This window comes from Bartonella bacilliformis KC583, from assembly GCF_000015445.1.
In the GTDB taxonomy this organism is placed as follows: Bacteria; Pseudomonadota; Alphaproteobacteria; order Rhizobiales; family Rhizobiaceae; genus Bartonella; species Bartonella bacilliformis.
Map to the genome: position 1 here is coordinate 25,881 of NC_008783.1, position 23,361 is coordinate 49,241.

Genomic DNA, 23,361 nt, shown 5'->3' on the forward strand with positions numbered 1-23,361 from the left:
ACCATGTCAATTCTTATCAATAAGGATACAAAGGTTCTCGTTCAAGGCCTTACAGGAAAAACTGGAACGTTTCATACAGAACAAGCACTTGCGTATCATGGAACGCAAATGGTTGGTGGCATTAATCCCAAAAAAGGTGGGGAAACATGGACAGGAGCAAAAGGGGAGACTCTTCCCATTTTTGCAAGTGTTACAGAAGGTAAAGAAAAAACAGGAGCCAATGCTTCTGTTATTTATGTTCCTCCTGCAGGGGCTGCTGATGCCATCATAGAAGCTATTAAAGCTGAGATCGATCTGATTGTCTGTATTACAGAAGGTATACCGGTTATGGATATGGTCAGAGTTAAGGCGAAATTAGAAAAATCGAAATCGCGCTTAATTGGTCCTAATTGTCCAGGTATTTTAACACCTGATGAATGTAAGATCGGTATTATGCCGGGGTCTATTTTCAAGAAAGGTTCTGTTGGTGTTGTTTCTCGGTCAGGAACTTTGACTTATGAAGCTGTTTTTCAGACAAGTCATGAAGGTCTTGGGCAGACAACAGCGATCGGTATTGGGGGTGACCCTGTTAAGGGCACAGAATTTATTGATGTGTTAGAAATGTTTTTGGCTGATGATGAGACCGAATCTATTGTTATGATCGGTGAGATTGGTGGTTCTGCTGAAGAAGAAGCAGCACAATTTCTTAAAGATGAAGCAAAAAAGGGTCGTAAAAAGCCTATGGTTGGTTTTATTGCTGGTCGTACAGCACCTCCAGGACGGACAATGGGTCACGCTGGAGCAGTCATTTCTGGTGGTAAAGGAGGCGCAGAAGATAAGATTGCTGCTATGGAATCAGCAGGGATTCGTGTTTCTCCTTCACCATCGCAGGTGGGGAAAACTTTGGTTTCAGTCTTGAAGGGTTAGAAGTAAATTTATCTGAATGGGTATGTTGCCCATTCAGATAGAATGTCAATTACGATAAAGTAAAGGCTTGTTTAAATTTCTGGCTTTTAATTTTAGAGTGCTACGGTTACGGGTATATATAAGGAGACGGAACAGACGTTCCGGAAAAATATATGGCAAAGCAACATAAGATAAATGATGTTTTTGCGCAGACGTCGTTTTTATATGGTGGAAATGCGAATTATATAGATCAGCTTTATGCCGAATATGAGAAAAATCCCGACAGTGTCGATCTACAATGGCGTGCTTTTTTTGAAAATTTGCAGGATAATAAAGAAGATGTTCTTAAAAATGCAGAAGGTGCATCCTGGCAACGTAATCATTGGCCACTAAAAGAAAGTGGAGAATTGGTTTCTGCTTTAGATGGTGATTGGTCTGCGCTTGAAAAACATCTTGGTGATAAATTAAAGGAAAAAGCAGCGACTGGTGCTGCACAAAAGGGAGAAACGCCTAATCAACAGGATATGGCTCGTGCCATACGTGATTCTTTTAATGCCTTAATGATGATCCGCGCTTTTCGGACCCGTGGTCATCTTCTTGCACAGCTTGATCCACTTCGACTCATTAAAAATCCTGAAGAATGTAAGGAGTTATCTCCAGAGGCTTATGGTTTTAGTCCTGCCGATTATGAACGTCCGATTTTTATTGATAATGTTTTAGGGTTGGAATACGCAACGATTCCGCAAATTCTTGAGATTCTTAAACGCACTTATTGTTCGACCATTGGTGTGGAATATATGCATATTGCTGATCCTGCTCAAAAAGCGTGGATTCAAGAGCGTATAGAGGGATCAAATAAGCAGAGTGCTTTCACACAAGAAGATAAGAAAACTATTCTTGACAAACTTATTGAAGCAGAAGGCTTTGAACAGTTTCTAGATACAAAATATAAAGGAACAAAACGCTTTGGTCTTGATGGTGGTGAGGCGCTTATTCCTGCTCTTGAGCAAGTTATCAAAACTGGTGGTAATTTGGGTGTGCAGGAGGTTGTTTTTGGAATGGCGCACCGCGGTCGTTTAAATGTTCTTTCGCAAATTCTTGCGAAATCGCACCGGGCTATTTTTTATGAATTTAAAGGGGGGTCTTATAAACCTGATGATGTAGCAGGATCAGGTGACGTAAAATATCATTTGGGCGCCTCAACAGATCGCGAATTTAACGGCAAAAAGATTCATTTATCGCTCTTACCTAATCCATCTCACCTGGAAATTGTTGATCCGGTTGTTATTGGGAAAGCCCGTGCTAAGCAAGATCAGCTTGTTGGTTCCACACGTATGGATGTCATTCCATTGGCTGAACGTTCAAAAGTTATGCCAGTGTTAATTCATGGTGATGCAGCTTTTGCAGGGCAAGGAGTTTTACAAGAAACCTTTGGTCTTTCAGGTTTGAAGGGGTATCACGTTGCTGGCTCCATACATGTGATTATTAATAATCAGATTGGATTTACAACCAGTCCAAATTTTTCGCGCTCTTCACCTTATTCATCGGATGTAGCAAAAATGATTGATGCACCGGTTTTCCATGTTAATGGAGATGATCCTGAGGCTGTTGTTTTTGTAGCAAAAGTGGCAACAGAGTTTCGTCAAATTTTCCACAAACCTGTCATCATTGATATGGTTTGTTATCGTCGTTATGGACATAATGAAGGTGATGAACCTTCATTTACACAACCGGTCATGTATAAAGCTATTCGTAATCATCAAACGACTGTTCAGATTTATAGCGATCGGTTAATTTCAGAGCAATTGATTAACTCAGAAGAGGTTGAGCATAAAAAGAAGATATGGCGTGACAAGCTTGAGGTCGAGTTTGAAGCGAGTACCTCTTATAAGCCCAACAAGGCTGACTGGCTCGATGGGGTGTGGACAGGTCTTAAAACTGCTAATCATGCTGATGAGCAACGTCGTGGGATAACGGGTATTGAACTGAAAGCGCTCATTGAAATTGGGCGAAAATTGGTTGAAATTCCATCAGATTTTCATGTTCATAAAACTATTCAGCGTTTTTTGAGCAATCGTGCTAAAATGTTTGAAACCGGCGAAGGGATTGATTGGGCAACAGCTGAAGCTTTAGCTTTTGGTTCACTTTGTTGTGAGGGAATTCCTGTTCGCCTTTCCGGTGAAGATGTTGAACGCGGAACTTTTTCGCAACGTCATTCGGTTCTTTATGATCAAGAAAATGAAGCGCGTTATATTCCTTTGAATAATTTGCAAAAAGGGCAGGCTATTTACGAAGTTGTGAATTCTATGCTTTCTGAAGAAGCCGTCCTTGGTTTTGAATATGGATATTCACTCGCTTCTCCCCTTGGTTTAACGCTTTGGGAAGCACAATTTGGTGATTTTGCCAATGGTGCGCAGGTTATTTTTGACCAATTTATTTCATCTGCAGAGCATAAATGGCTTCGCATGTCGGGTCTTGTGTGTTTGTTACCTCATGGTTTTGAAGGGCAAGGACCAGAACATTCTTCAGCACGTTTGGAGCGTTATCTGCAATTGTGTGCAGAAGATAATATGCAGGTTGCTTATTGTACAACGCCTGCGAATTATTTTCACATTTTACGCCGACAGATTAAACGTGATTTCCGTAAGCCTTTGATTCTGATGACACCAAAATCACTTTTACGTCATAGAAGAGCTGTTTCTTCTTTAAGTGATATGGGGCTGCAGACAAATTTCCACCGTTTATTGCTTGATGATGCAGAATGTTTAAGAGACTCTGTAATTAAATTACAAAAAGATAGTAAAATCCGCCGTGTTGTTCTTTGTACAGGGAAAGTATATTACGATCTTTATGAAGAGCGCGAAAAAAGAGGAATTGATGATGTTTATTTGCTTCGTATTGAGCAACTTTATCCTTTCCCAGCGAAAACTTTAGTTGAAGTGCTTTCGCGTTTTGTAAAAGCGGAAATTGTTTGGTGCCAGGAAGAGCCCAAGAATATGGGAGCATGGTCGTTTATTGAACCTTATCTTGAATGGGTTTTGGTTCATATTAAGGCAAAATATTCCCGTGCACGTTATGCAGGGCGTCCTGCAAGTGCATCACCGGCTACTGGACTCATGTCGAAACATCTCGAACAACTTGCCGCGTTTCTTGAAGACGCGTTAGGTTCTTAGTTTTATTATTACTCTAACGTATGGAAGAATATTATGGCTACTGAAATTCGTGTTCCTACTTTGGGTGAATCGGTTACTGAGGCAACTATTGGAAAATGGTTTAAGCAGTTTGGTGAAACCGTGGCTGTAGATGAGCCTTTAGTTGAATTAGAAACTGACAAAGTAACAGTTGAAGTTCCTTCGCCTGTTGCAGGGAAATTATCTGAGATTGTCGCAAAGGAGGGTGATACAGTAGAGGTGGGAGCTCTATTAGGGATGGTTGAAGCTGGAGCTGTTGGCACCATTTCATCACCTTCACCTGCTGTTGCTCCTAGTTCGGTGGTAACATCTGCACCAGCTCCACAATTTTCAGGTCATTCAATGCCTCCTGCTCCTTCGGCAGCAAAATTGATGGCTGAAAATAATATAGAAAAAATCGATATTTCAGGTTCTGGAAAGCATGGACAAATTCTCAAAGAAGATGTGCTTAACGCCTTGACACAAAAAGTAGCAGCACCAGCTTCTGTTGAATCATCTTCTTCAGCAATGTCTGCTAATAGCGTGCGTGAAGAGCGGGTTCGTATGACCAAGTTGCGTCAGACGATAGCACGTCGTCTTAAAGATGCACAGAATATAGCAGCAATGTTAACCACATTTAATGAGGTTGATATGTCTGCTGTTATGGATTTACGTAAGCGTTATAAAGATGTTTTTGAGAAAAAACATGGTGCTAAGCTTGGTTTTATGGGATTTTTTACTAAAGCTGTTTGTCATGCATTAAAAGAACTTCCTGCTGTTAATGCTGAAATTGATGGAACAGATATTGTTTATAAAAATTACGTTAATGCTGGAATAGCGGTTGGAACAGACAAGGGCCTTGTTGTTCCAGTAATTCGTGATGCAGATCAAAAGTCAATTGCAGAAATTGAAAAAGAGATTGTTCATTTAGGGCGTCTTGCTCGTGATGGCAAATTGGCTGTTACGGATATGCAGGGTGGGACATTCACCATTACGAATGGTGGAGTTTATGGATCGCTCATGTCGACACCTATTTTGAATGCACCACAATCTGGTATTTTGGGAATGCATGCGATTAAAGAACGTGCGGTGGTTGTTGGAGGTCAGATTGTCATCCGTCCAATGATGTATTTAGCCCTTTCTTATGATCACCGTATTGTAGATGGACAAGAAGCTGTAACATTCCTTGTACGTGTTAAGGAAAGTCTAGAAAATCCGGAACGTCTTGTCCTTGATTTATAAAATACAATTTTGGGGGATGAAAGGAAAAATCGATGTCTTATGATGTTGTTATAATTGGAGCTGGTCCGGGTGGTTATGTTGCAGCGATCAAAGCGGCACAATTAGGTCTTAAAACTGCGATTATTGAAAAACGTGAGACATTGGGTGGTACATGTCTCAATGTTGGCTGTATTCCCTCTAAGGCTTTGTTACATGCTTCGGAAGTGTTTGCTGAAGCACAGCATGGTTTTGATACGCTTGGTGTTTCTGTTTCAAAACCTCAGCTTAATCTTGAAAAGATGATGGCGCATAAGAAATCTGTTGTTGCAGCCAATACGAGCGGGATTTCTTTTTTGATGAGAAAAAATAAAATCGATGCTTTTTTTGGCACAGCAAAAATTTTAGGCGCAGGTCAAGTTGCAATCTTTGCCAAGGATGGTAATCAGCAAACGATTGTGACAAAGAATATTGTTATTGCTACAGGTTCAGATATTTCAGGCATTCCAGGGGTTAATGTTGAAATTGATGAAAAGGTTATTGTTTCTTCCACAGGGGCACTTGCACTTGAAAAAGTTCCAACGCACATGGTGGTTATTGGTGCTGGTGTTATTGGTTCAGAGCTTGGTTCTGTGTGGAGCCGCTTAGGGGCTAAAGTAACCGTTATTGAATTCCTGGATAAAGTTTTAGGATCAATAGATGGTGAAGTTTCACGCCATTTCCAGAAAATAATGGAAAAGCAGGGGATTGAGTATAAGCTTGGTACAAAAGTTACAGCTGTTGCAAAATCTGGTTCGAGAGCTAAAATTTCTTTTGAGGCTGTTAAAGGTGGTGCAAGTGAAACTTTAGAGACTGATGTTGTTTTGATTGCAACGGGGCGTCGTCCTTATGTCGACGGTCTTGGTTTAGCAGAAGCAGGTGTTCAATTAGATGAACGCGGCTTTATTGCAATAAATGAGCATTGGCAAACCAATATTCCGGGAATTTACGCAATTGGTGATGTTGTTAAAGGACCAATGCTTGCTCATAAAGCTGAAGAAGAAGGCGTTGCTGTGGCTGAGATTTTGGCAGGCCAAAAGGGGCATGTTAATTTTGATGTCATTCCCAGTGTTGTTTATACACAGCCAGAGATCGCCAGTGTGGGTAAGACAGAAGAAGAGCTGAAAGCTGCTGGCATTGCCTATAATGTTGGGAAATTTCCCTTCATGGCTAATGGACGTGCGCGTGCGATGCAAAAAGATGATGGGTTTGTTAAAATCCTTGCTGATAAAAATACAGATCGGGTTTTGGGTGGGCATATTCTCGGATTTGGTGCTGGTGAGATGATCCATGAAATTGCAGTTCTCATGGAGTTTGGTGGTTCATCAGAGGATTTGAGTCGTTGTTGCCATGCACATCCTACTTTATCAGAAGCAGTGCGGGAAGCAGCTTTAGCAACATTTTTTAAACCACTTCATATTTAAAAATTTTGTGATTTCTCTATAAGAGAGGGTCTATAAAATAGTTTTGTAAGAAAATCGGTTTTCATAAATTTAAAAACCGCCTTTTAATTAAAAAGTGCGGTTTTTTTAAAATTTGTCTTTTATCCTTGGATTAAGAAGTTAAAATTGTAATTTTTTATCCTTTTTTCCTTCTCTTATATAAGTTGATAGGCCCATTTGGTCGAGATTTTTAAGAAAAGGCTGTGGTGGCAATTCTTCCACATTGACCATCGTTTTTACATCCCATTCGCCGGTGGCAATAAGAAGTGCTGCTGCTGCTGCTGGAACGCCAGCCGTATAAGAAATTGCTTGTGCACCGGTTTCATTAAAAGCATCTTTGTGGTCTGCGACATTATAAATGAAAACTTCTCTTGGATTTCCATCTTTTTTGCCTTTAACAAAATCACCAATACAGGTTTTTCCTGTGTAATCTGGTGCTAAAGAAGCTGGATCTGGTAAAACAGCTTTGACAATTTTTAAAGGAACAACTTCTTGGCCCTCTGCTGTTTTAATGGGTTGTTCAGATAAGAGCCCAAGATTTTTTAAAACAGTAAAAACAGTGATGTAACGTTCACCAAATCCCATCCAGAAGCGGATGTTTTGAACATCAAGATTTTTAGATAATGAATGAATTTCATCATGCCCTGTCATATAGGCTTTTTGTTTGCCAACGACCGGGAGATCCCATTCGTTGCTGATTTCAAACATTTGATTAGCAACCCATTGTTTATTTTGCCACGACCATACGCATCCTGTAAATTCTCGGAAATTCGTTTCTGGATCAAAATTTGTAGAAAACCAACGTCCGTGATTTCCAGCGTTAATATCAACAATATCAATATCAGTGATGGTATCGAAATAATTATCACGAGCTAATGCCGCATAAGCATTCACAACACCAGGGTCAAAACCTGCTCCTAGAATAGCAGTTATACCAGCTTTTTCGCATTTTTCACGTTGTGGCCATTCGTAATTGCCATACCAAGGTGGTGTTTCACAAATTTTTAGAGGGTCTTCATGGATTGCGGTATCAATATACGCGCATTTGGTTTCAATACACGCTGAAAGAACAGACATATTGAGAAAAGGAGCACCAACATTAATAACGATTTCACATTTGGTTTTTTGGATGAGCTTTATAGTTTCCTCTCTATCCAGCGCGTTCAGTGCATAACCTTTGATAATATTCTCTACTTTCATTGCTTTTTTATCTTTAATAGAAGCAATGATTGTATCACATTTTTTTGGTGTTCGTGAAGCAATGTGAATTTCACCGAGAATATCATTATTTTGAGCACATTTATGAGCAACAACTTGTGCGACACCTCCAGCACCAATAATAAGAACATTTTTCTTCATGGGGAATTTATCTCCTTCTAATATTGCTGCGTGACAATTTTTTATATGCGATTTTTTACGATAGACTCTCTTGATAGTCGTTATAATTGAATTGGCGTTGCAATGTTAAAGTTCCATCACATTCTTTAATGACAATGGCAGGCATTGCAATGCCATTAAACCAATTTTTCTTAACCATTGTATAGCCTGCAGCATCCTGAAAAGACAGTCTATCACCTATTTTAGGGGGATGAGGAAAATGAAATGTTCCAAAAATATCGCCAGCAAGACAAGATTTTCCGCAAATCATCACTTCATATGGCCCTTGATTTGGTTCTAATTTGGCATTTTCGCGATAAATTAAAAGATCAAGCATATGGGCTTCAATGGAGCTATCAACAATGGCAAGGTTTTTTTCATTATACAGGGTATCAAGAACGCTCACCTCTAAAGTCGTACTTTTTGTGATAGCGGCTTCTCCCGGTTCCAGAAAGACGGTCACACCGTAGGTTTGAGAAAAACGTTTTAGAAGTTCTGCAAAGGTTTTTAGAGGATAATTTTCAGCTGTAAAGTGAATTCCACCGCCAAGACTAATCCAATCAACCGCGAAAAAAAGCTTTTTAAATTTTTCTTCCATAAAGTTAAGCATTTGCTCAAAAAGGTGAAAATCAGCATTCTCGCAATTATTGTGGATCATTAAGCCATTAATAAGCGGCAGAACTTCCTCAATGGAATTTTGATCACTTTCTCCTAAACGACTAAAAGGGCGAGAGGGATTTGCAAGATCAAAATTTGATGCACTGATCCCTGGATTGAGTCTTAAACCCTTTGGAATCATTTGTGTTGCATCAGAAAAACGTAAAAGTTGTTGGATTGAATTGAAAATGATTTTGTCTGCATAACCGCATGCTTCGTCTATTTCATGGTCTGCCCAAGCAACGGAATAGGCATGGGTTTCTTTGCCAAATTTTTCTTTTCCTAAACGCAGCTCATAAAGGGATGATGACGTTGTTCCATCCATATATTCTGACATAAGATCAAAAAGGCTCCAGGTAGCAAAGCACTTCAATGCGAGCAAGGTTTTAACTCCTGACATTTCCCGTAGGCGAGCGATAATTTCCATATTCTTTATTAGTTTGGATTTATCTATGAGGTAATAAGGAGTCTTAATCATTGTTTATCCATTCTCTTTTGAAGGATCTTATTGTTAATATTGCTGTTTAGTATCTTTAGAAACCTAATATCTCAAGGGGAAAAGTATCATAAATGAAAATCTATTTTTATTGAATGATAAAGAAAGTTTTCTTATTTTGTTTTGTTTTTAGTTTTTTGAGATTTAGGTTACTCTGACAATTGTAAATTTATATTTTATTTTAATTGTTATCTTGACTAAAAGTATTTTTTATTTTTGATGTAAAAGAAGAGAAAGAGTATTAAAGTAAAAGAGAAGTAGCGATCTTTTGTTTAAGAAACAGGGGGCTGTTTTCTTAGAGAATTGGGGGATTTTTGATAATGGTAGAATGCAAAGCACGCAATAATATCAAAGTGGTTATCGCTAAAGTAATCATTGGAGATATATTAAACAGTATTTATTATCTTGATACATGCAAATGTTAAGCATTTGCTTGCAAATCAAATTTATTCCAAAAAGAACAGTTGAAATTTTTCTTCTAGAAAGAAAATATTTATATTTGTTCGTATCTTAAAAAAATGAAGAGTTTTGAAAGTGAAAAAGCTCTAATAGCTTGAGAATTATACAATTTTTTTTGTTAAAGATTTTTTTAAAAAACTTGGAATATTTTTTAAGCTTTATTTAAACCTTATTATCGTAAATATATACTGAAAGAACAACAAGGAAGTTTTGCGTTTTTTCATTTTCATTTTTCCGATAAGAACATATTCAGAACAGAGTGGAGTTTGGATAATGACAACACGGGAAGCGATGTTGATATTGCTAGTTTTGCTTCCCTTTGGTGGTAGTTTTATTATTGGTTTTTTTCGTTCAACTGCCAAAAATAATGAAGCATGGTTTGCTGGAGCTATTGCGCTTTTTAGCCTTCTTTTTACAATTATGCTTTATCCGACGATTCGTGGAAATGGTGTGGTCCGTTTAGATATTTCGTGGCTTCCAGAATGGGGTGTTGATTTGACCCTACGTATGGATGGCTTATCGTGGCTTTTTTGCCTTTTGATTACAGGAATCGGGCTACTTGTTGTTGTGTATGCGCGTTACTACATGAATCCAGCAGATCCCGTTCCAAGGTTTTTTTCCTTTTTTCTAGCTTTTATGGGATCAATGACAGGAATAGTTTTGTCAGGAAATCTCGTTTTTTTGGTAATTTTCTGGGAGTTAACCAGCATTTTCTCCTTTTTGTTAATCGGTTATTGGTATCATAATGCCAGTGCGCGTGACGGAGCACGTATGGCTTTAACCATCACTGGTTTTGGTGGTTTTGCACTTCTTGTTGGGGTTTTACTGATTGGCCACATTGTTGGCAGTTTTGATTTAGATAAGGTATTGCAGTCTGGAGATTTGATCCGGTCAAGCCCTCTTTATAATCTCGTGCTTATTTGCGTTTTATTGGGGGGATTAACAAAAAGTGCACAATTCCCCTTTCATTTTTGGCTCCCCAACGCAATGGCTGCTCCAACTCCTGTATCATCTTATCTCCATTCGGCAACAATGGTGAAAGCAGGTTTATTTTTGCTTATCCGTTTGTGGCCTGTGCTGTCAGGAACAGAATCTTGGTTTTTTCTTGTTGGCTTTGCTGGGCTTACAACATTATTGCTTGGATCTTATTTTTCAATGTTTCAGCATGATTTAAAAGGTCTTCTCGCTTATTCAACTATTAGTCATCTTGGGTTGATTACGACGCTTTTAAGTCTTGGCAGTCCACTGGCGTGTGTTGCAGCAATTTTTCATATGGCTAATCATGCAACTTTTAAAGCCTCTTTGTTTATGGCCGCTGGCATTATTGATCATGAAACAGGCACGCGTGATATGCGTAAATTAACGGGGCTTTTTCATTACATGCCTATTACGGGAACCCTTGCTTTGGTCGCAAGTGCAGCGATGGCTGGTGTTCCTTTGCTTAATGGTTTTTTATCGAAAGAGATGTTTTTTGCTGAAGCTGTTGAAACCCATATGGAATCATGGCTGGATTGGATTGCACCTTATATAGCAACACTGGCTAGTCTATTTAGCGTCACTTATTCTATTCGTTTTATTCATGGTGTTTTTTTCGGGTCAAAACCCACAGACTTACCCAAAACACCCCATGAACCACCACATTTTATGCGTTTTCCGATGGAATTCTTAGTTTTTATTTGTTTGGCGGTTGGCATTTTTCCCCATTTAACAATCGGATCTATCTTGGATAATGCGGTTGTTGCTGTTTTAGGATCCGCAACACCTTCTTATAGTTTAGCTGTTTGGCATGGTTTGAATACGCCATTAATTATGAGTTTTATGGCTCTGTTTGGAGGTATATTGCTCTATATTTTGGGGTCTCGTTATTTTTTATCTTGTGATGAAGGCCCCCCTTTTTTTCGTTATTTTAAAGGGCAGCGTATTTTTGAGCAAATTCTCGTAATCATTTCCTGGAAATGGGCACGTACAGCGGAATCTTTTTTGTCAACACGTCGCTTACAAGCTCAATTACATTGGGTCCTTTTGGTGTGTTTTGTATTTGTTGGCCTTTTATTGTGGCGCGATGGCTGGATTTCAGCGGGTTCACTTCCAATTTTTCCGCTTGAGGTTTCCTTTATGGCGATTTGGGTGGTCGGTGGAGTATGCGCACTTTTAGTTGCTTGGAAAGCGAAGTTTCATCGTTTTACATCATTGATGCTTTTGGGAGGTGCTGGTTTGGTGACTTGTGCAACCTTTTTATGGCTTTCTGCTCCTGATTTGGCTGTAACACAATTGGTTGTTGAAGTCGTGACAACAGTTCTTTTGCTTCTTGGTTTGCGGTGGTTACCGAAACGTTTGTATAATACTGCTCCTTTACCCATTGGTTTTTCAGTGTATATGCGTCGTGGTTTTGATTTTGCTATAGCTCTTTTAGGGGGCGCGAGCATGGCATGGTTCTCGTTTGCGGTAATGACACGTCCGCAAGGAGAAACAATTTCTGATTTTTTTCTCACACACGCCTATTCTGAAGCTGGTGGTCGCAATGTTGTGAATGTATTGTTGGTTGATTTTCGTGGTTTTGATACAATAGGGGAGATTGTCGTTTTAGGTATTGTTTCGTTAACTGTGTTTGCACTTTTACGACGTTTTCGTCCTTCTCCTGAAAGTGTTGATGCCCCTTTTCAGCAACGCGTTCAGATGGTTTTTGATACGACACAGCCTAATCGTGAAGCGGGGGATACTTTATCCGATTACCTTGCTGTTCCTTCTGTGATTATGCGTTGGCTTTTTCCTATCATTATTGCTTTTGCTATTTATTTATTCATGCGTGGGCATGACCTTCCAGGAGGTGGGTTTGCTGGTGGTGTGACTTTGGCAATAGGATTCATTTTACAGTATCTTGCCGCCAATATTCGCTGGGTAGAAAATCATTTACGGGTTTTGCCTTTGCGGTGGATGGGCTTTGGTTTACTGTTATCAGTGATGACAGGGGTAGGCTCATGGTTTTTTGAATTTCCTTTTTTAACGTCATTTTTTCAATATATGAATCTTCCTTCTATTGGCGCAGTTCCTATGGCCTCTGCTTTTTTGTTTGATTTAGGTGTATTTGCATTAGTTGTTGGAGCAACGGTTCTTATTTTGATTGCGATTGCTCATCAATCCATACGTATTTATCGAATTAAGAAAAAATCTGTCATGAAAGAGAAGGAAAATTAATGGAAATTGTTCTTTCTTTGGGTATTGGTGTTTTTATTGGATCAGGGATTTGGCTTATTTTGCGTCCACGAACTTTTCAGGTTATTCTTGGTTTGTCGTTGATCTCTTACGGTGTTAATCTTTTTATGTTTTCAATGGGGCGGCCACGTAGTAATGTAGCACCCATTGTTAATTCTTCTGATATGGTGAATCCAGCTAATTATGCGGATCCTTTGCCGCAAGCTTTGGTTTTAACGGCTATTGTGATTGGTTTTGCAACAACAGCTTTGTTTCTGGTTATTCTTCTAGTTTCACGCGGTTTAACGGGCTCTGACCATGTTGATGGACGTGAGGTGTAATGATGGAAGCTTGGTTGCATCATTTACTGATTGTTCCTATTCTTTTGCCGTTAACTATTGGAGCGGTGCTTCTTTTTTATGATGAACGCCGTTCAAAACTTAAAGCACTCATCAGTCTTGTTTCTGCTGGTTTATTAATTGTCGTTTCTGTTTTATTTCTTGCACGCACTCTTGAAATTGCGCCAGCTTCAGATGTGTATCGGCTTGGGAATTGGTTTCCTCCTTTCGGTATCGTTTTAGTTCTTGATCGCTTAAGCGCTATGATGCTTGTACTTTCAAGTTTATTGACAACTGCTGTATTGGTTTTTTCGCGTGCTCATTGGTATAAAAAAGGCCCTCATTTTCAATCATTAATGCAGTTTTTTATTATGGGGGTTAATGGCACTTTTTTAACAGGTGATCTCTTTAATTTATTTGTGTTTTTTGAAGTTGTCTTAACGGCTTCTTATGGACTTGCTTTTCATGGTTCAGGTCAGTCACGGGTACGTGCAGGGATGCATTATGTGGTGATAAATCTTGTTGCTTCATTATTTTTCTTAATTGGGGCAGCACTTATCTATGGGGTGGTTGGTACGCTTAATATGGCTGATTTAGCTGTCAAAATAAGGCATATCGCTTCTGAAGATATTGTTTTATTTGAAGTTGGCGCAGCATTTTTAGGTATCGTTTTTTTGCTCAAGGTGGGTATGTGGCCACTGAATTTTTGGTTAACTCCAGTTTATAGCACAGCCGCTGCTCCTGTTAGCGCTGCTTTTGCAATTTTAAGCAAGATGGGTATTTACGTTATTTTACGTCTAACATTTTTATGGTTTAGCCCTGAAAGTGGATATTTTGCTCATTTTGGTCATATGATTTTATTTTATGGTGGACTTGCTACGTTAATTTTTGGAATCATTGGAATATTAGCAAGCCAAGTTTTAGGGCGTTTAGCAGCTTACAGCGTCCTTGTATCTTCTGGAATTTTGTTAACAGTCATTGGAATGGGGAATACAGCGCTTATGGCAGGAGCGCTTTTTTACATTGTTTCTTCAACTTTAGCGCTTGGAGCTTTATTTCTTCTAATAGAATTGGTGGAATGTAATCAAGACATGGCTGCTAATGTTTTGGCTGTTACCATGGAAGTGTACGGGGATGAAGAAGAAGAAGAGGATGATGAAGTTGGTACTTATTTACCGGCAACTTTAGCAATTCTCGGATGTTGTTTTGTGATATGTACGATTTTGATCGTTGGTTTGCCACCTTTTTCTGGTTTTGTTGCGAAATTTATAATGCTCATGGCAATTTTTAATCAGAATGAGGGGGATTCTTCCGCTAACTTATCGGTTATGCATGATTGGCTTTTTGTTTTCTTTGTTATCATTTCTGGTTTTGCAGCTTTAATTGCGATGACTCGTAAGGGCATTCGAGTATTTTGGACTCCTCTTGAATGCAGAGATCCACGTGCACAAGTGATCGAATTTGCGCCTATTGCTGCTCTTCTTGCTCTGTGTTTGATGATGACGATTATGGCCGGTCCTATTAGCCATTATATGTCTGAAACAGTGAAAACTTTAAGGGATCCGAAAAATTATATTGAGAGCGTTTTAACGAGTTCTACTTTAAAAACTATGGAGAAGAAGCCATGAGTCGCTTTTTGCCTTACCCTTTTTTAAGTAGCGCAATTGTTTTTATGTGGCTGATTTTAAGTGGTTTTAGCTTAGGCCAATTGCTTTTAGGAATGATGGTTGCTTTATTTTGCGGTTGGATGATGCGGCTTCTTGAACCAGAAAAGATCACGATTAAAAATTGGCGTGCAGTTTTTCAATTGATTTATCGCGTATTTATCGATTCTATAGCTGGGAATATTTCAGTTGCTTGGTTTACTCTAAAAAATGGGCATAAAAAACAACAGTCTGGTTTTGTTGTTGTACCTCTTTTTATTAAGAGTCATACAGCGTTGGCTGTTTTAGCATGCATCTTGTCAGCAACTCCAGGGACTGTTTGGGTTTCGTATAATAGTAAAGAGAGTAAGCTTTTGATTCATGTATTAAATTTAAAAGATGGAAATGATTACCAACAGCTCATCAAGCAACGGTACGAAGGATTACTTTTGGAGATTTTCTCATGAGTACAATTATCCTTTATTGGGCTTTTTTCATTTCACAGATTTTTTTAAGTTTGGCGATAGTTTTAGCGATTTTTCGGTTGATTCGTGGTCCAAGAGCACAAGATCGAGTTGTTGGTTTAGATGCCCTTTATATGACGGCTATTCTTTTATTTATCCTCTTTGACCTTCGTTCAGGAACAATTATTTATTTTGAAGCTGCTCTCATTATTGGGTTGTTGGGTCCTATCTCAAGTATTGCTTTGGCAAAATTTTTGATGCGTGGAGAAATTATTGAATGAAAGATGATATTTCACTTTGGGTTGCAATACTTATTGCTGTTTTTTTGCTGTTGGGGTCTAGTCTTACGCTCATTGGAACGATAGGGCTGATACGTTTTTCGACTTTTTATGAACGTTTGCACATGCCTTCATTAAGTGCGAGCTGGGGGGGTAGCAGCATCATTATTGCTTCGCTTCTTTATTCAATATTTGTGGATCATCATTGGGTGTTTCACGAAGTGCTGTTGGTGGTCTTTTTGTTTGTGACAACACCTGTAACTTCAATGCTTTTATCACAAGCGGCAGCTCATCGAGACCATCCAGAAAATTGGTTAGAAAAGCCGCCGGCTTTTTTATTACGTCATAAAGAAGAAAAATCCCCTACATTAAAAGAAAAAGAATCTGGTTGAGGCTTATCAATATCCTCTAATTTAGGCTCACTTATCGTATATCTTGTATTTTTTCACAGCGGATAGGATTTTCTTCTGTTGGATCATCAATCAGATTGTAAAGTATAGCGTCGTCCTTTTTTATCCACCAAATATATTGTGCTCCCGCGAATTTTACTCCTGAGGCTGTAATAACGTTTGCGCCAATGACACGTTGGCCTTTCCATGTAAAATCAACTAAAGAAATCGTGTCAGCATTGAGGTAAGTTACAGAAATTTGCTCTTTATCTGTCTCAGTATCGCATTGATACACAACGGTTGTTTTTGTAGGATTTGGGTCTTCTGGGACTTCAATGATTAAAGAACCTACAGAGACGCCGATTTGTTTAAAAAGTAAAACACCCAAAATGGCCAAAGATCCTAAAATGAGTAAAACTTTTTTCATGATATTTTCCTTTAATAATTTAAAGTAATATAATCCTTATTAAGGCAATGGTGTCTACGGCAGGATTTGAACCTGCGACCCCAGGATTCATACCACTTCGGTTTTCACCGCCAGCCTATTGGTTTAAGCTGTTCGTGGTCTGGACTGTCTCTTCACCTTGAAGCTTTATACTTTTTAGGTGCTGCCCGTTCAGTCTCTACACCTTCCTATCTGTTTTAAGATAGGCTTGGCTCGGGATTGGCATATAGTTTCCTGTGAAGCTTTCCCCGAATTTGAGCAGATCCACTTCGAGAATTTCTTCTCAAGGCGCCCAATTTTAGGAATCCTGTGCTCTATCCTACTGAGCTACGCAGACACAACTGCATCTTATTCTTTTAACCAAATTATAAAGGTGAATCAATTTAGATAAGTATGAATCAATGTGTTTTTGTGAATTTTTGTTTTAAAAAGGTTAAAACAGCGTCTGATGCAACATCTTTTGCGATAAATGACTGGCCGAGTCCATGTGTTAAGATAAAGGTTAAGCGATTATTTGAGACTTTTTTATCCTGAGCAATGAATGTCATTAACATTTCGGCATTTGGCAATTCACCTGGGATATCTTGTAACTGCGTAGGCAAGCCAGCTGCTTTAAGATGCGTTTCGACACGTTGTACGAGCATAGGGCTTATTAAATTGAGTTGCGCAGAAAATTGATAGGCTAGTATCATGCCAATAGCGACAGCTTCACCATGTATTAAACGGTTTGCATTATAAGCGGTAGCTGTTTCAAGCATATGTCCAAATGTATGGCCGAGATTGAGCAAGGCACGCTCGCCAGCTTCATATTCATCACGCGCTACAATGTCAGCTTTAAATTGACATGAGCGGGCAATAGCTTCTACCCGTGTTGGGCCACTGGAAAAAATTTCTTTTTGATTTTTTTCAAGCCATTCAAAAAAATGAGGCTGGTTAATAAGGCCATATTTAACCATTTCTGCGTAGCCTGCACGAAATTCGCGTAAAGGCAATGTATCAAGGACACATGTATCAGTGATAACACATTGAGGTTGATAAAAGCTACCAATGAGATTTTTACCATATTGGCTATTGATTCCAGTTTTTCCTCCGATGGATGAATCAATTTGTGCGAGCAGCGTTGTCGGCATCTGTATGAAATGCATCCCTCGGCGTATGATGCTTGCAGCGAAGCCTCCTAGATCACCGATAACACCACCACCAAAAGCGATAATGCTGTCACCTCTTTCCAAACGAGCAGCAAGGATTTTATCGATGATAGTTTGTAAAACCGGGAATGATTTTGATTGTTCTCCTGCTTCTACGATGATTGGAATGGTGTGGATTTGATTTGCTGACAATCCTGCTTGCAGCGTTTCTAAATGAAGGGCAGCAACATTTGTGTCTGTGACAATAGCCAAGCGCTTTTGGTGGGGACCTTTTTGATGAAAAAAACTCTTAATCTGTAAAGCGGCTTGTGCAATAAGATCGGAACCAATAATGATATCATAACAGCATTTATCAAGTTTGACCGTGATGGTTTTGGCTTTCATGCCTTTTATTCCTATCATTGATATAGTTTTGTACTCGTTTTATGACCTTTTTTGCTACCATATTACGGGATTCTTTATGGTTTTTGACCATTAAGTTTGCTGTTGCATAGATAGGGTAGCGTTGTTCCATAAGTGTTCGTACGGTTTCTTGAGGATTGTCTGTTTGCAGTAAAGGTCGAGTAAGGCGTTGCGAAACACGTTTGATGAGTAAGTTAAAGTCTGTTTTGAGCCATATGGAGATACCTTTATGATGAATGGCTTTCCGAATATTTTCGTTTATATAGGCTCCTCCGCCTGTTGCAAGAACAAGAGGACCATTTTTGAGGATGTTAAGGATGACTCTTTGTTCAAGAAGGCGAAATTCTGATTCACCATAAATTTCAAAAAGGTCAGAGATTGTCATTTGTGCAGCTTTTTCGATTTCCTGATCAGAATCATAAAAAGGCAGATCAAGCATGGTTGCAACGCGTTTACCAATAGCTGATTTCCCTGAACCCATGAAACCAACAAACACTAGTGATTGTTGGTTAAAACACGATAATAATTCACTTTTTATGTGTGTCTCTAGGATAGGGTGAGGCCGATTATTCTTCATCGTTATATTGCGACATTTATTTTCTTTAAAGTCAATTTCTGTTAATTTTTGTAAGACATGATAAGAGATAAAAATAAAGTGTTTTTTGGATAGTCTATTGTTTCATGCTAGATTAACTCGATTTTTGATGATTTTTTCTCGTGATCATTGTTTTTTCGGTATGATAATAATGCCAATAATTTGAATTAATAAACAATAATGAAAATGTGTATCGATGTTCCTTTAGATTCATGCTATGCTTTTTGCGAAGGTTGATCTATGAAAAATAATGTTATAATAGATCGTTTTCTTGAAATGATGAGTGCTGAGCGGGGAGCTTCTGCTCATACACTGGCTGCGTATCAGCATGATTTACAATGGGCACAAGACAAATTGTCTTCGTGTTCTGTTTCACTTTTTTCAGCACGAAAAGAAGATTTGATTAGTCTCTTGTCGCTGATGCATAAAGCTGGTTTTGCAGCAACTTCGCAGGCACGTCGTTTGTCAACATTGCGTCAATTTTATCAATTTCTTTATGCTGAAAAATTGCGAGAAGATGATCCTTCCGGTGATATTGACGCACCGCGTCAAGGGCACCCTTTGCCAAAGATTATGAGTGAGGATGTGGTTACAAAATTACTTGATTTTGCGCAATTAGAAACAAATCAAGCAGAGTATGGGTCTAAGAATTATTTTCGTGCGTTGCGTCTTCAGGTCCTGATTGAAATGCTTTATGCTACGGGATTACGCATTAGTGAATTGGTGAGTCTTCCGGTTCAAACGGTGCGGGGGAAGGAGCAATATATTTTAGTGCGCGGCAAGGGTGGAAAAGAGCGCATGGTTCTTTTATCTGCGAAAGCACGCCAGGTTCTTTCTGAGTGGTTAGTTTTGCGGGATCAAGGAAAAGATGCTACAAGCCCTTATCTTTTTCCTGCACATTCATCGACAGGGTACATTGCTCGCCAATTTATTGCACGGGGATTAAAAGATCTTGCGAAAAGAGCAGGAATAAGAGGCGATTGTTTCTCTCCTCATGTTTTGCGTCACGCTTTTGCTAGCCATCTTTTGCAAAATGGTGCTGATTTGCGTGCAGTTCAGCATTTATTAGGTCATTGTGATATTTCGACCACGCAAATTTATACACATGTGCTAGAAACAGGTCTTTATCATTTGGTTAATGAACATCATCCCCTTGCCGACCAGGATAAGGCCAAGTAAAGAAAAGGTGATAGTCTTAACGATATTATAAATAGTTAATAACTATAAATTTTGTACAAAATAAGTTGGATGCCGATGTATAATTATCTTGATTTTGAAAAACCTGTTGCTGATCTTGATGTACAGATTCTTGAACTGAAAAAGATTGCTCAAGAAAAGGGTAGTCTTGATATGAGTGATGAGATTGCACGTCTCGAAATGCGTTCTCAGACGGCTTTGCGAGATCTTTATAAGAAATTATCGCCATGGCAAAAGACACAGGTGGCTCGCCATCCTGATCGACCTCATTTTATGGATTATTCGGCGCAGTTATTGCGTGATGTTACGCCTTTGGCAGGTGATCGCAAATTTGCTGAAGATGAGGCGATTCAAGCTGGTTTTGCACGTTTTAAAGGAGAAGCAATTGCTTATATTGGTCAAGAAAAAGGCCATGATACGCAAACTCGTTTACGCTATAATTTTGGATCTGCGCGCCCAGAGGGATATCGCAAAGCTGTGCGCATTATGGAGTTGGCTGACCGTTTTGGTTTGCCATTACTGACTTTTGTTGATACAGCAGGCGCTTATCCTGGTGTAAGTGCCGAGGAACGCGGACAAGCAGAGGCAATCGCTCAATCAACGGCTGCAACTTTGCGTTTGCGTGTTCCTGTTGTTTCAGTCATTATTGGGGAAGGTGGTTCTGGGGGAGCAATAGCGATCGCTGCAGCGAATAAAGTTTATATGTTAGAGCATTCAATCTATTCTGTTATTTCACCAGAAGGTGCCGCTTCTATTTTATGGCGTGATCCGGCCCGTGCAAAAGATGCAGCAACCAATATGCAGATTACGGCTCAAGATCTTTATAGATTAAAAATTATTGATGGTATTATTCCTGAACCTTTAGGGGGAGCACATAGGCAGAAAGAGGCTGCCATTGAGGCAGCAGGTGATGGTATTGCAGCTGCTCTAAAATCTATGATTGGTAAGGATGGCGAAACCATTAAGCAAGAACGTTGGGACAAATATCTTCAAATTGGTCGCTCTTTGGCTTAATTCTCATGTAAATTGTTAAATTTGGATTTGTTTTTATGATGTTGAATCGGTGCTTTTTAGTATTTCTTTTATTGGTAACTGGAATATTAGCAGCATGTCAGGGAAAATTTGCAAGACATCATAAAAGCGAACAACCACTCCCTAAAAATATCCTCAATAAGATGGCTAAATTTAATATTGATCAATATGCGCCAATTATGATGCGATTTTTTAAAGAAGAAAATATTGCTGAAATCTGGAAACAGAATCGTGAAGGACGCTTTGTTCTTATAACACATTATAGCATTTGCAAATGGTCAGGTAAACTTGGGCCTAAATATAGGGAAGGTGATTATCAAGCGCCAGAAGGATTTTATATGGTTCGTCCGAACCAAATGAATCCTCGTTCGAATTATTACCTTTCTTTTAATATCGGTTTTCCTAATTTGTATGATCAAGTTAATGGTCGTACAGGGAGTTATCTCATGGTTCATGGCGGATGTGCTTCTGCTGGCTGTTATTCGATGAATGATAAAAATATGGCACAGATTTATGCTTTTGCACGGGATGCTTTTAGAGGTGGGCAGAGAGGGTTTTCTTTGCATGCTTTTCCCTTTCACATGACCGATGCGAATATGGCGCGTCATCGTGCTAGTCCTCATTATCCATTTTGGAAAATGCTTAAAGAAGGTTATGATTTCTTTGAGAAATATCGTAAACTTCCAGTTATTGAGGTTTATGAAAAACGCTATATTTTCAGGCATCCTACGCGTAGAGATTTAGTTTCTGTTATGCAATAAATTTATATTTATCATAAATTATGTGATCTTTTTGGTTTAAGGTCCTACCTTTTTACTGTGATGTTGTGATGTGTACGAATATTTTTCGTGGAAGGTAAGGGTATGCATTGAATAATTATTGGTGCGTATCATGTGAACATTTTTGATAAATAAAAAAGGAGAGAAATTTAAAATTTCATTCCCAAGCTCATTTAGAGAAACTCTAACATAGCGGTTTATTTGCGGATACATATTGGTTTATTGAAAATGAGCCCTTTTAAATAGGCTGTTTTCAGGGAGAGTTTTGGGTTACCTTTTAAAAGCTTATCAGTCATGATAACAAAACGGGTTTATACGAGTTCTTTAAGGAAATTGCACTGTTTTTAAATAGGGCGCCCGGTATCCTTGTGAAAAAAGGCAAAATCCGCTCATTTTGCTTTTTAATGATGATGTGTTCAGTCTTTTAAGATGCCCTATTTGAGCGTGATTAATGAGTCAGTGTGTTGCTTCAACGATTGTGCAAAGTGCAATATAAGTATCCAGCTATCAGTAAATGATTTTTTCAATGAAAAGGTGAGAGTAATAGTTATTTTGCTAAATTTAACCCTGATCTTGAAAATCGTAGGAATTGGTATTTATCATCGATTGGAGTGAATTATTTTCGTGGTTGGCTATGATGTGGCCGTTTTTGGGGAATGGGAATTGTTCGGAGGGTTCTAATTTTCATTTTACTTGTCTTTGGTAGGGTCATGGGGTGTATCAATAGAGGAGAAACAGAAGAGGGCGAAGCCGCAATTAAAGGTGAGTTTAGAGTAATATTTCCTTCTGTATCATAAGAACTCCTACGTATATTGCCAGCTTCAGGCGTGCATATTTGTTGCCTCATATCGGTAATTTGCGTTATTTTTGTGCCATAAGGTTCTAGTGTTGCTAATGTTGATGTTGGCGATCCTTTCTTTGTAAAACCTTCATGAAGCAACTCTGCTGCCTTTGCTTCTCTTTCATCGATGTTTTCTGCTCCTAAAATGACAGCGATGATTGTACGGTTATTACGGGTTGCTGAAGCAACAATATTGAAGCCAGATGCACAAATAAAACCGGTTTTCATGCCGTCTATTCCATCAAAACGGCCTATGAGTTTGTTTGAATTATACTGAATTTTTTGGTTGTCGCCAAAATCAATGGCTGGAATAGAAAAATAATGGGTATATTGAGGAAATTCTCGGCGAATTTGAACAGCCAAAAGGGCAATATCGCGTGCTGTGGAATAATTATTGAGATCTGGCAATCCACTCGCATTGGCAAAATGAGTTCCAAACATCCCTAAACGTTGGGCGTGAGCATTCATTTGTTTTACAAAAGCCTTTTGTGAACCAGCAATAGCTTCACTAATGGCAATGGCTAAATCATTTGCGGATTTGACTAAAGTGATGCTCAGAGCTGCATCAAGTGTAATGGTATAACCAGTCTTATAGCTTGAACGATGAGGGGGAGCTTGTGCTGCAGCTTTACTGATTGTAATGGACGTGTTAGGTGAAATTTCTCCTGTGCTCATGGCACGAAAAACGATATAAGCCATCATTAACTTTGTTAAAGAGGCAGGGTACCAACGCTCAAAAGCTTGATTATGTTCTAATATACGTCCATTGGCAAGATCAACAGAGATGAAGGGATGGGCCAGAGCCAAACGGCTCATCATACTTAACACGAGAAATAAAAAGAATTTATAAAAGAGCTTACGCATAAAGAAGTTTG

19 protein-coding genes are annotated in these 23,361 nt (G+C 39.0%); 13 read left to right on the top strand and 6 right to left on the bottom strand.

Annotated elements, in window-relative coordinates; genetic code table 11:
* Positions 1-3: 3 nt before the first annotated feature.
* The 4 genes from sucD (at position 4) to lpdA (ending at position 6,736) form a co-directional block, all read left to right on the top strand.
* Positions 4-906 (top strand): succinate--CoA ligase subunit alpha, encoded by a 903-nt coding sequence (sucD, locus tag BARBAKC583_RS00130; protein WP_005765714.1) that lies wholly within the window; start codon positions 4-6, stop codon positions 904-906.
* A gap of 152 nt (positions 907-1,058) precedes the next feature.
* On the top strand, positions 1,059-4,058 hold the full coding sequence (locus BARBAKC583_RS00135) for a 2-oxoglutarate dehydrogenase E1 component (RefSeq protein WP_005765715.1): 3,000 nt from the start codon (positions 1,059-1,061) through the stop codon (positions 4,056-4,058).
* 33 nt (positions 4,059-4,091) lie between these two features.
* Positions 4,092-5,297, top strand: coding sequence for a 2-oxoglutarate dehydrogenase complex dihydrolipoyllysine-residue succinyltransferase (gene odhB / locus BARBAKC583_RS00140; protein WP_005765716.1), 1,206 nt, complete (start codon positions 4,092-4,094; stop codon positions 5,295-5,297).
* Positions 5,298-5,329: 32 nt separating this feature from the next.
* Complete coding sequence (gene lpdA, locus BARBAKC583_RS00145; RefSeq protein ID WP_005765717.1) at positions 5,330-6,736, top strand: dihydrolipoyl dehydrogenase; 1,407 nt, start codon at positions 5,330-5,332, stop codon at positions 6,734-6,736.
* Positions 6,737-6,874: 138 nt separating this feature from the next.
* On the opposite strand, the gene BARBAKC583_RS00150 is transcribed toward lpdA, so the two are convergent.
* Complete coding sequence (locus BARBAKC583_RS00150) at positions 6,875-8,113, bottom strand: saccharopine dehydrogenase family protein (RefSeq protein ID WP_005765729.1); 1,239 nt, start codon at positions 8,111-8,113, stop codon at positions 6,875-6,877.
* 55 nt (positions 8,114-8,168) lie between these two features.
* Positions 8,169-9,266 carry a carboxynorspermidine decarboxylase gene (locus BARBAKC583_RS00155; RefSeq protein WP_005765731.1) on the bottom strand — a complete coding sequence of 366 codons (1,098 nt, stop codon included), beginning with the start codon at positions 9,264-9,266 and terminating at the stop codon, positions 8,169-8,171.
* Positions 9,267-10,016: 750 nt separating this feature from the next.
* Here BARBAKC583_RS00155 and BARBAKC583_RS00160 point away from each other — a divergent pair.
* The 6 genes from BARBAKC583_RS00160 to mnhG are packed head-to-tail and all read left to right on the top strand — an operon-like array spanning position 10,017 to position 16,050.
* The gene (locus tag BARBAKC583_RS00160; protein ID WP_005765733.1) at positions 10,017-12,938 is read left to right on the top strand and encodes a monovalent cation/H+ antiporter subunit A; all 2,922 of its coding nucleotides are present in this window, start codon (positions 10,017-10,019) and stop codon (positions 12,936-12,938) included.
* A complete protein-coding gene (locus BARBAKC583_RS00165) occupies positions 12,938-13,276 on the top strand; it encodes a Na+/H+ antiporter subunit C (RefSeq protein WP_005765735.1) in 339 nt (112 codons plus the stop codon). The genes BARBAKC583_RS00160 and BARBAKC583_RS00165 overlap by 1 nt, the downstream gene beginning before the upstream one ends.
* A gap of 2 nt (positions 13,277-13,278) precedes the next feature.
* Positions 13,279-14,901: a monovalent cation/H+ antiporter subunit D gene (locus BARBAKC583_RS00170; protein WP_011807240.1), complete on the top strand. Its 1,623-nt coding sequence runs from the start codon at positions 13,279-13,281 to the stop codon at positions 14,899-14,901.
* Positions 14,898-15,383, top strand: coding sequence for a Na+/H+ antiporter subunit E (locus BARBAKC583_RS00175; protein ID WP_005765739.1), 486 nt, complete (start codon positions 14,898-14,900; stop codon positions 15,381-15,383). The genes BARBAKC583_RS00170 and BARBAKC583_RS00175 overlap by 4 nt, the downstream gene beginning before the upstream one ends.
* A complete protein-coding gene (locus BARBAKC583_RS00180) occupies positions 15,380-15,661 on the top strand; it encodes a K+/H+ antiporter subunit F (protein WP_005765740.1) in 282 nt (93 codons plus the stop codon). Before BARBAKC583_RS00175 ends, BARBAKC583_RS00180 begins: the two co-directional genes overlap by 4 nt.
* Complete coding sequence (gene mnhG, locus BARBAKC583_RS00185) at positions 15,658-16,050, top strand: monovalent cation/H(+) antiporter subunit G (protein WP_005765741.1); 393 nt, start codon at positions 15,658-15,660, stop codon at positions 16,048-16,050. The genes BARBAKC583_RS00180 and mnhG overlap by 4 nt, the downstream gene beginning before the upstream one ends.
* A gap of 31 nt (positions 16,051-16,081) precedes the next feature.
* On the opposite strand, the gene BARBAKC583_RS00190 is transcribed toward mnhG, so the two are convergent.
* The 3 genes from BARBAKC583_RS00190 to BARBAKC583_RS00200 form a co-directional block, all read right to left on the bottom strand.
* Positions 16,082-16,474: an MliC family protein gene (locus BARBAKC583_RS00190; RefSeq protein ID WP_005765743.1), complete on the bottom strand. Its 393-nt coding sequence runs from the start codon at positions 16,472-16,474 to the stop codon at positions 16,082-16,084.
* A gap of 416 nt (positions 16,475-16,890) precedes the next feature.
* Positions 16,891-18,024, bottom strand: a complete 1,134-nt coding sequence (gene aroB, locus BARBAKC583_RS00195) for a 3-dehydroquinate synthase (RefSeq protein WP_005765745.1) — start codon at positions 18,022-18,024, stop codon at positions 16,891-16,893.
* Entirely contained in the window at positions 17,993-18,619 is a 627-nt protein-coding gene (locus BARBAKC583_RS00200) for a shikimate kinase (RefSeq protein WP_005765747.1), read from the bottom strand. The genes aroB and BARBAKC583_RS00200 overlap by 32 nt, the downstream gene beginning before the upstream one ends.
* Before the next feature lie 258 nt (positions 18,620-18,877).
* On the opposite strand from BARBAKC583_RS00200, the gene BARBAKC583_RS00205 reads away from it, so the two are divergent.
* From BARBAKC583_RS00205 to BARBAKC583_RS00215, 3 genes are all read left to right on the top strand, one after another.
* The gene (locus BARBAKC583_RS00205; RefSeq protein WP_005765749.1) at positions 18,878-19,816 is read left to right on the top strand and encodes a site-specific tyrosine recombinase XerD; all 939 of its coding nucleotides are present in this window, start codon (positions 18,878-18,880) and stop codon (positions 19,814-19,816) included.
* A gap of 75 nt (positions 19,817-19,891) precedes the next feature.
* Positions 19,892-20,848, top strand: a complete 957-nt coding sequence (locus BARBAKC583_RS00210; RefSeq protein WP_005765751.1) for an acetyl-CoA carboxylase carboxyltransferase subunit alpha — start codon at positions 19,892-19,894, stop codon at positions 20,846-20,848.
* Between the two features lie 35 nt (positions 20,849-20,883).
* Entirely contained in the window at positions 20,884-21,627 is a 744-nt protein-coding gene (locus tag BARBAKC583_RS00215; protein ID WP_005765753.1) for a L,D-transpeptidase family protein, read from the top strand.
* A 634-nt stretch (positions 21,628-22,261) separates the two neighbouring features.
* On the opposite strand, the gene BARBAKC583_RS00220 is transcribed toward BARBAKC583_RS00215, so the two are convergent.
* The gene (locus BARBAKC583_RS00220) at positions 22,262-23,350 is read right to left on the bottom strand and encodes a D-alanyl-D-alanine carboxypeptidase family protein (protein WP_005765755.1); all 1,089 of its coding nucleotides are present in this window, start codon (positions 23,348-23,350) and stop codon (positions 22,262-22,264) included.
* Positions 23,351-23,361: the final 11 nt, after the last annotated feature.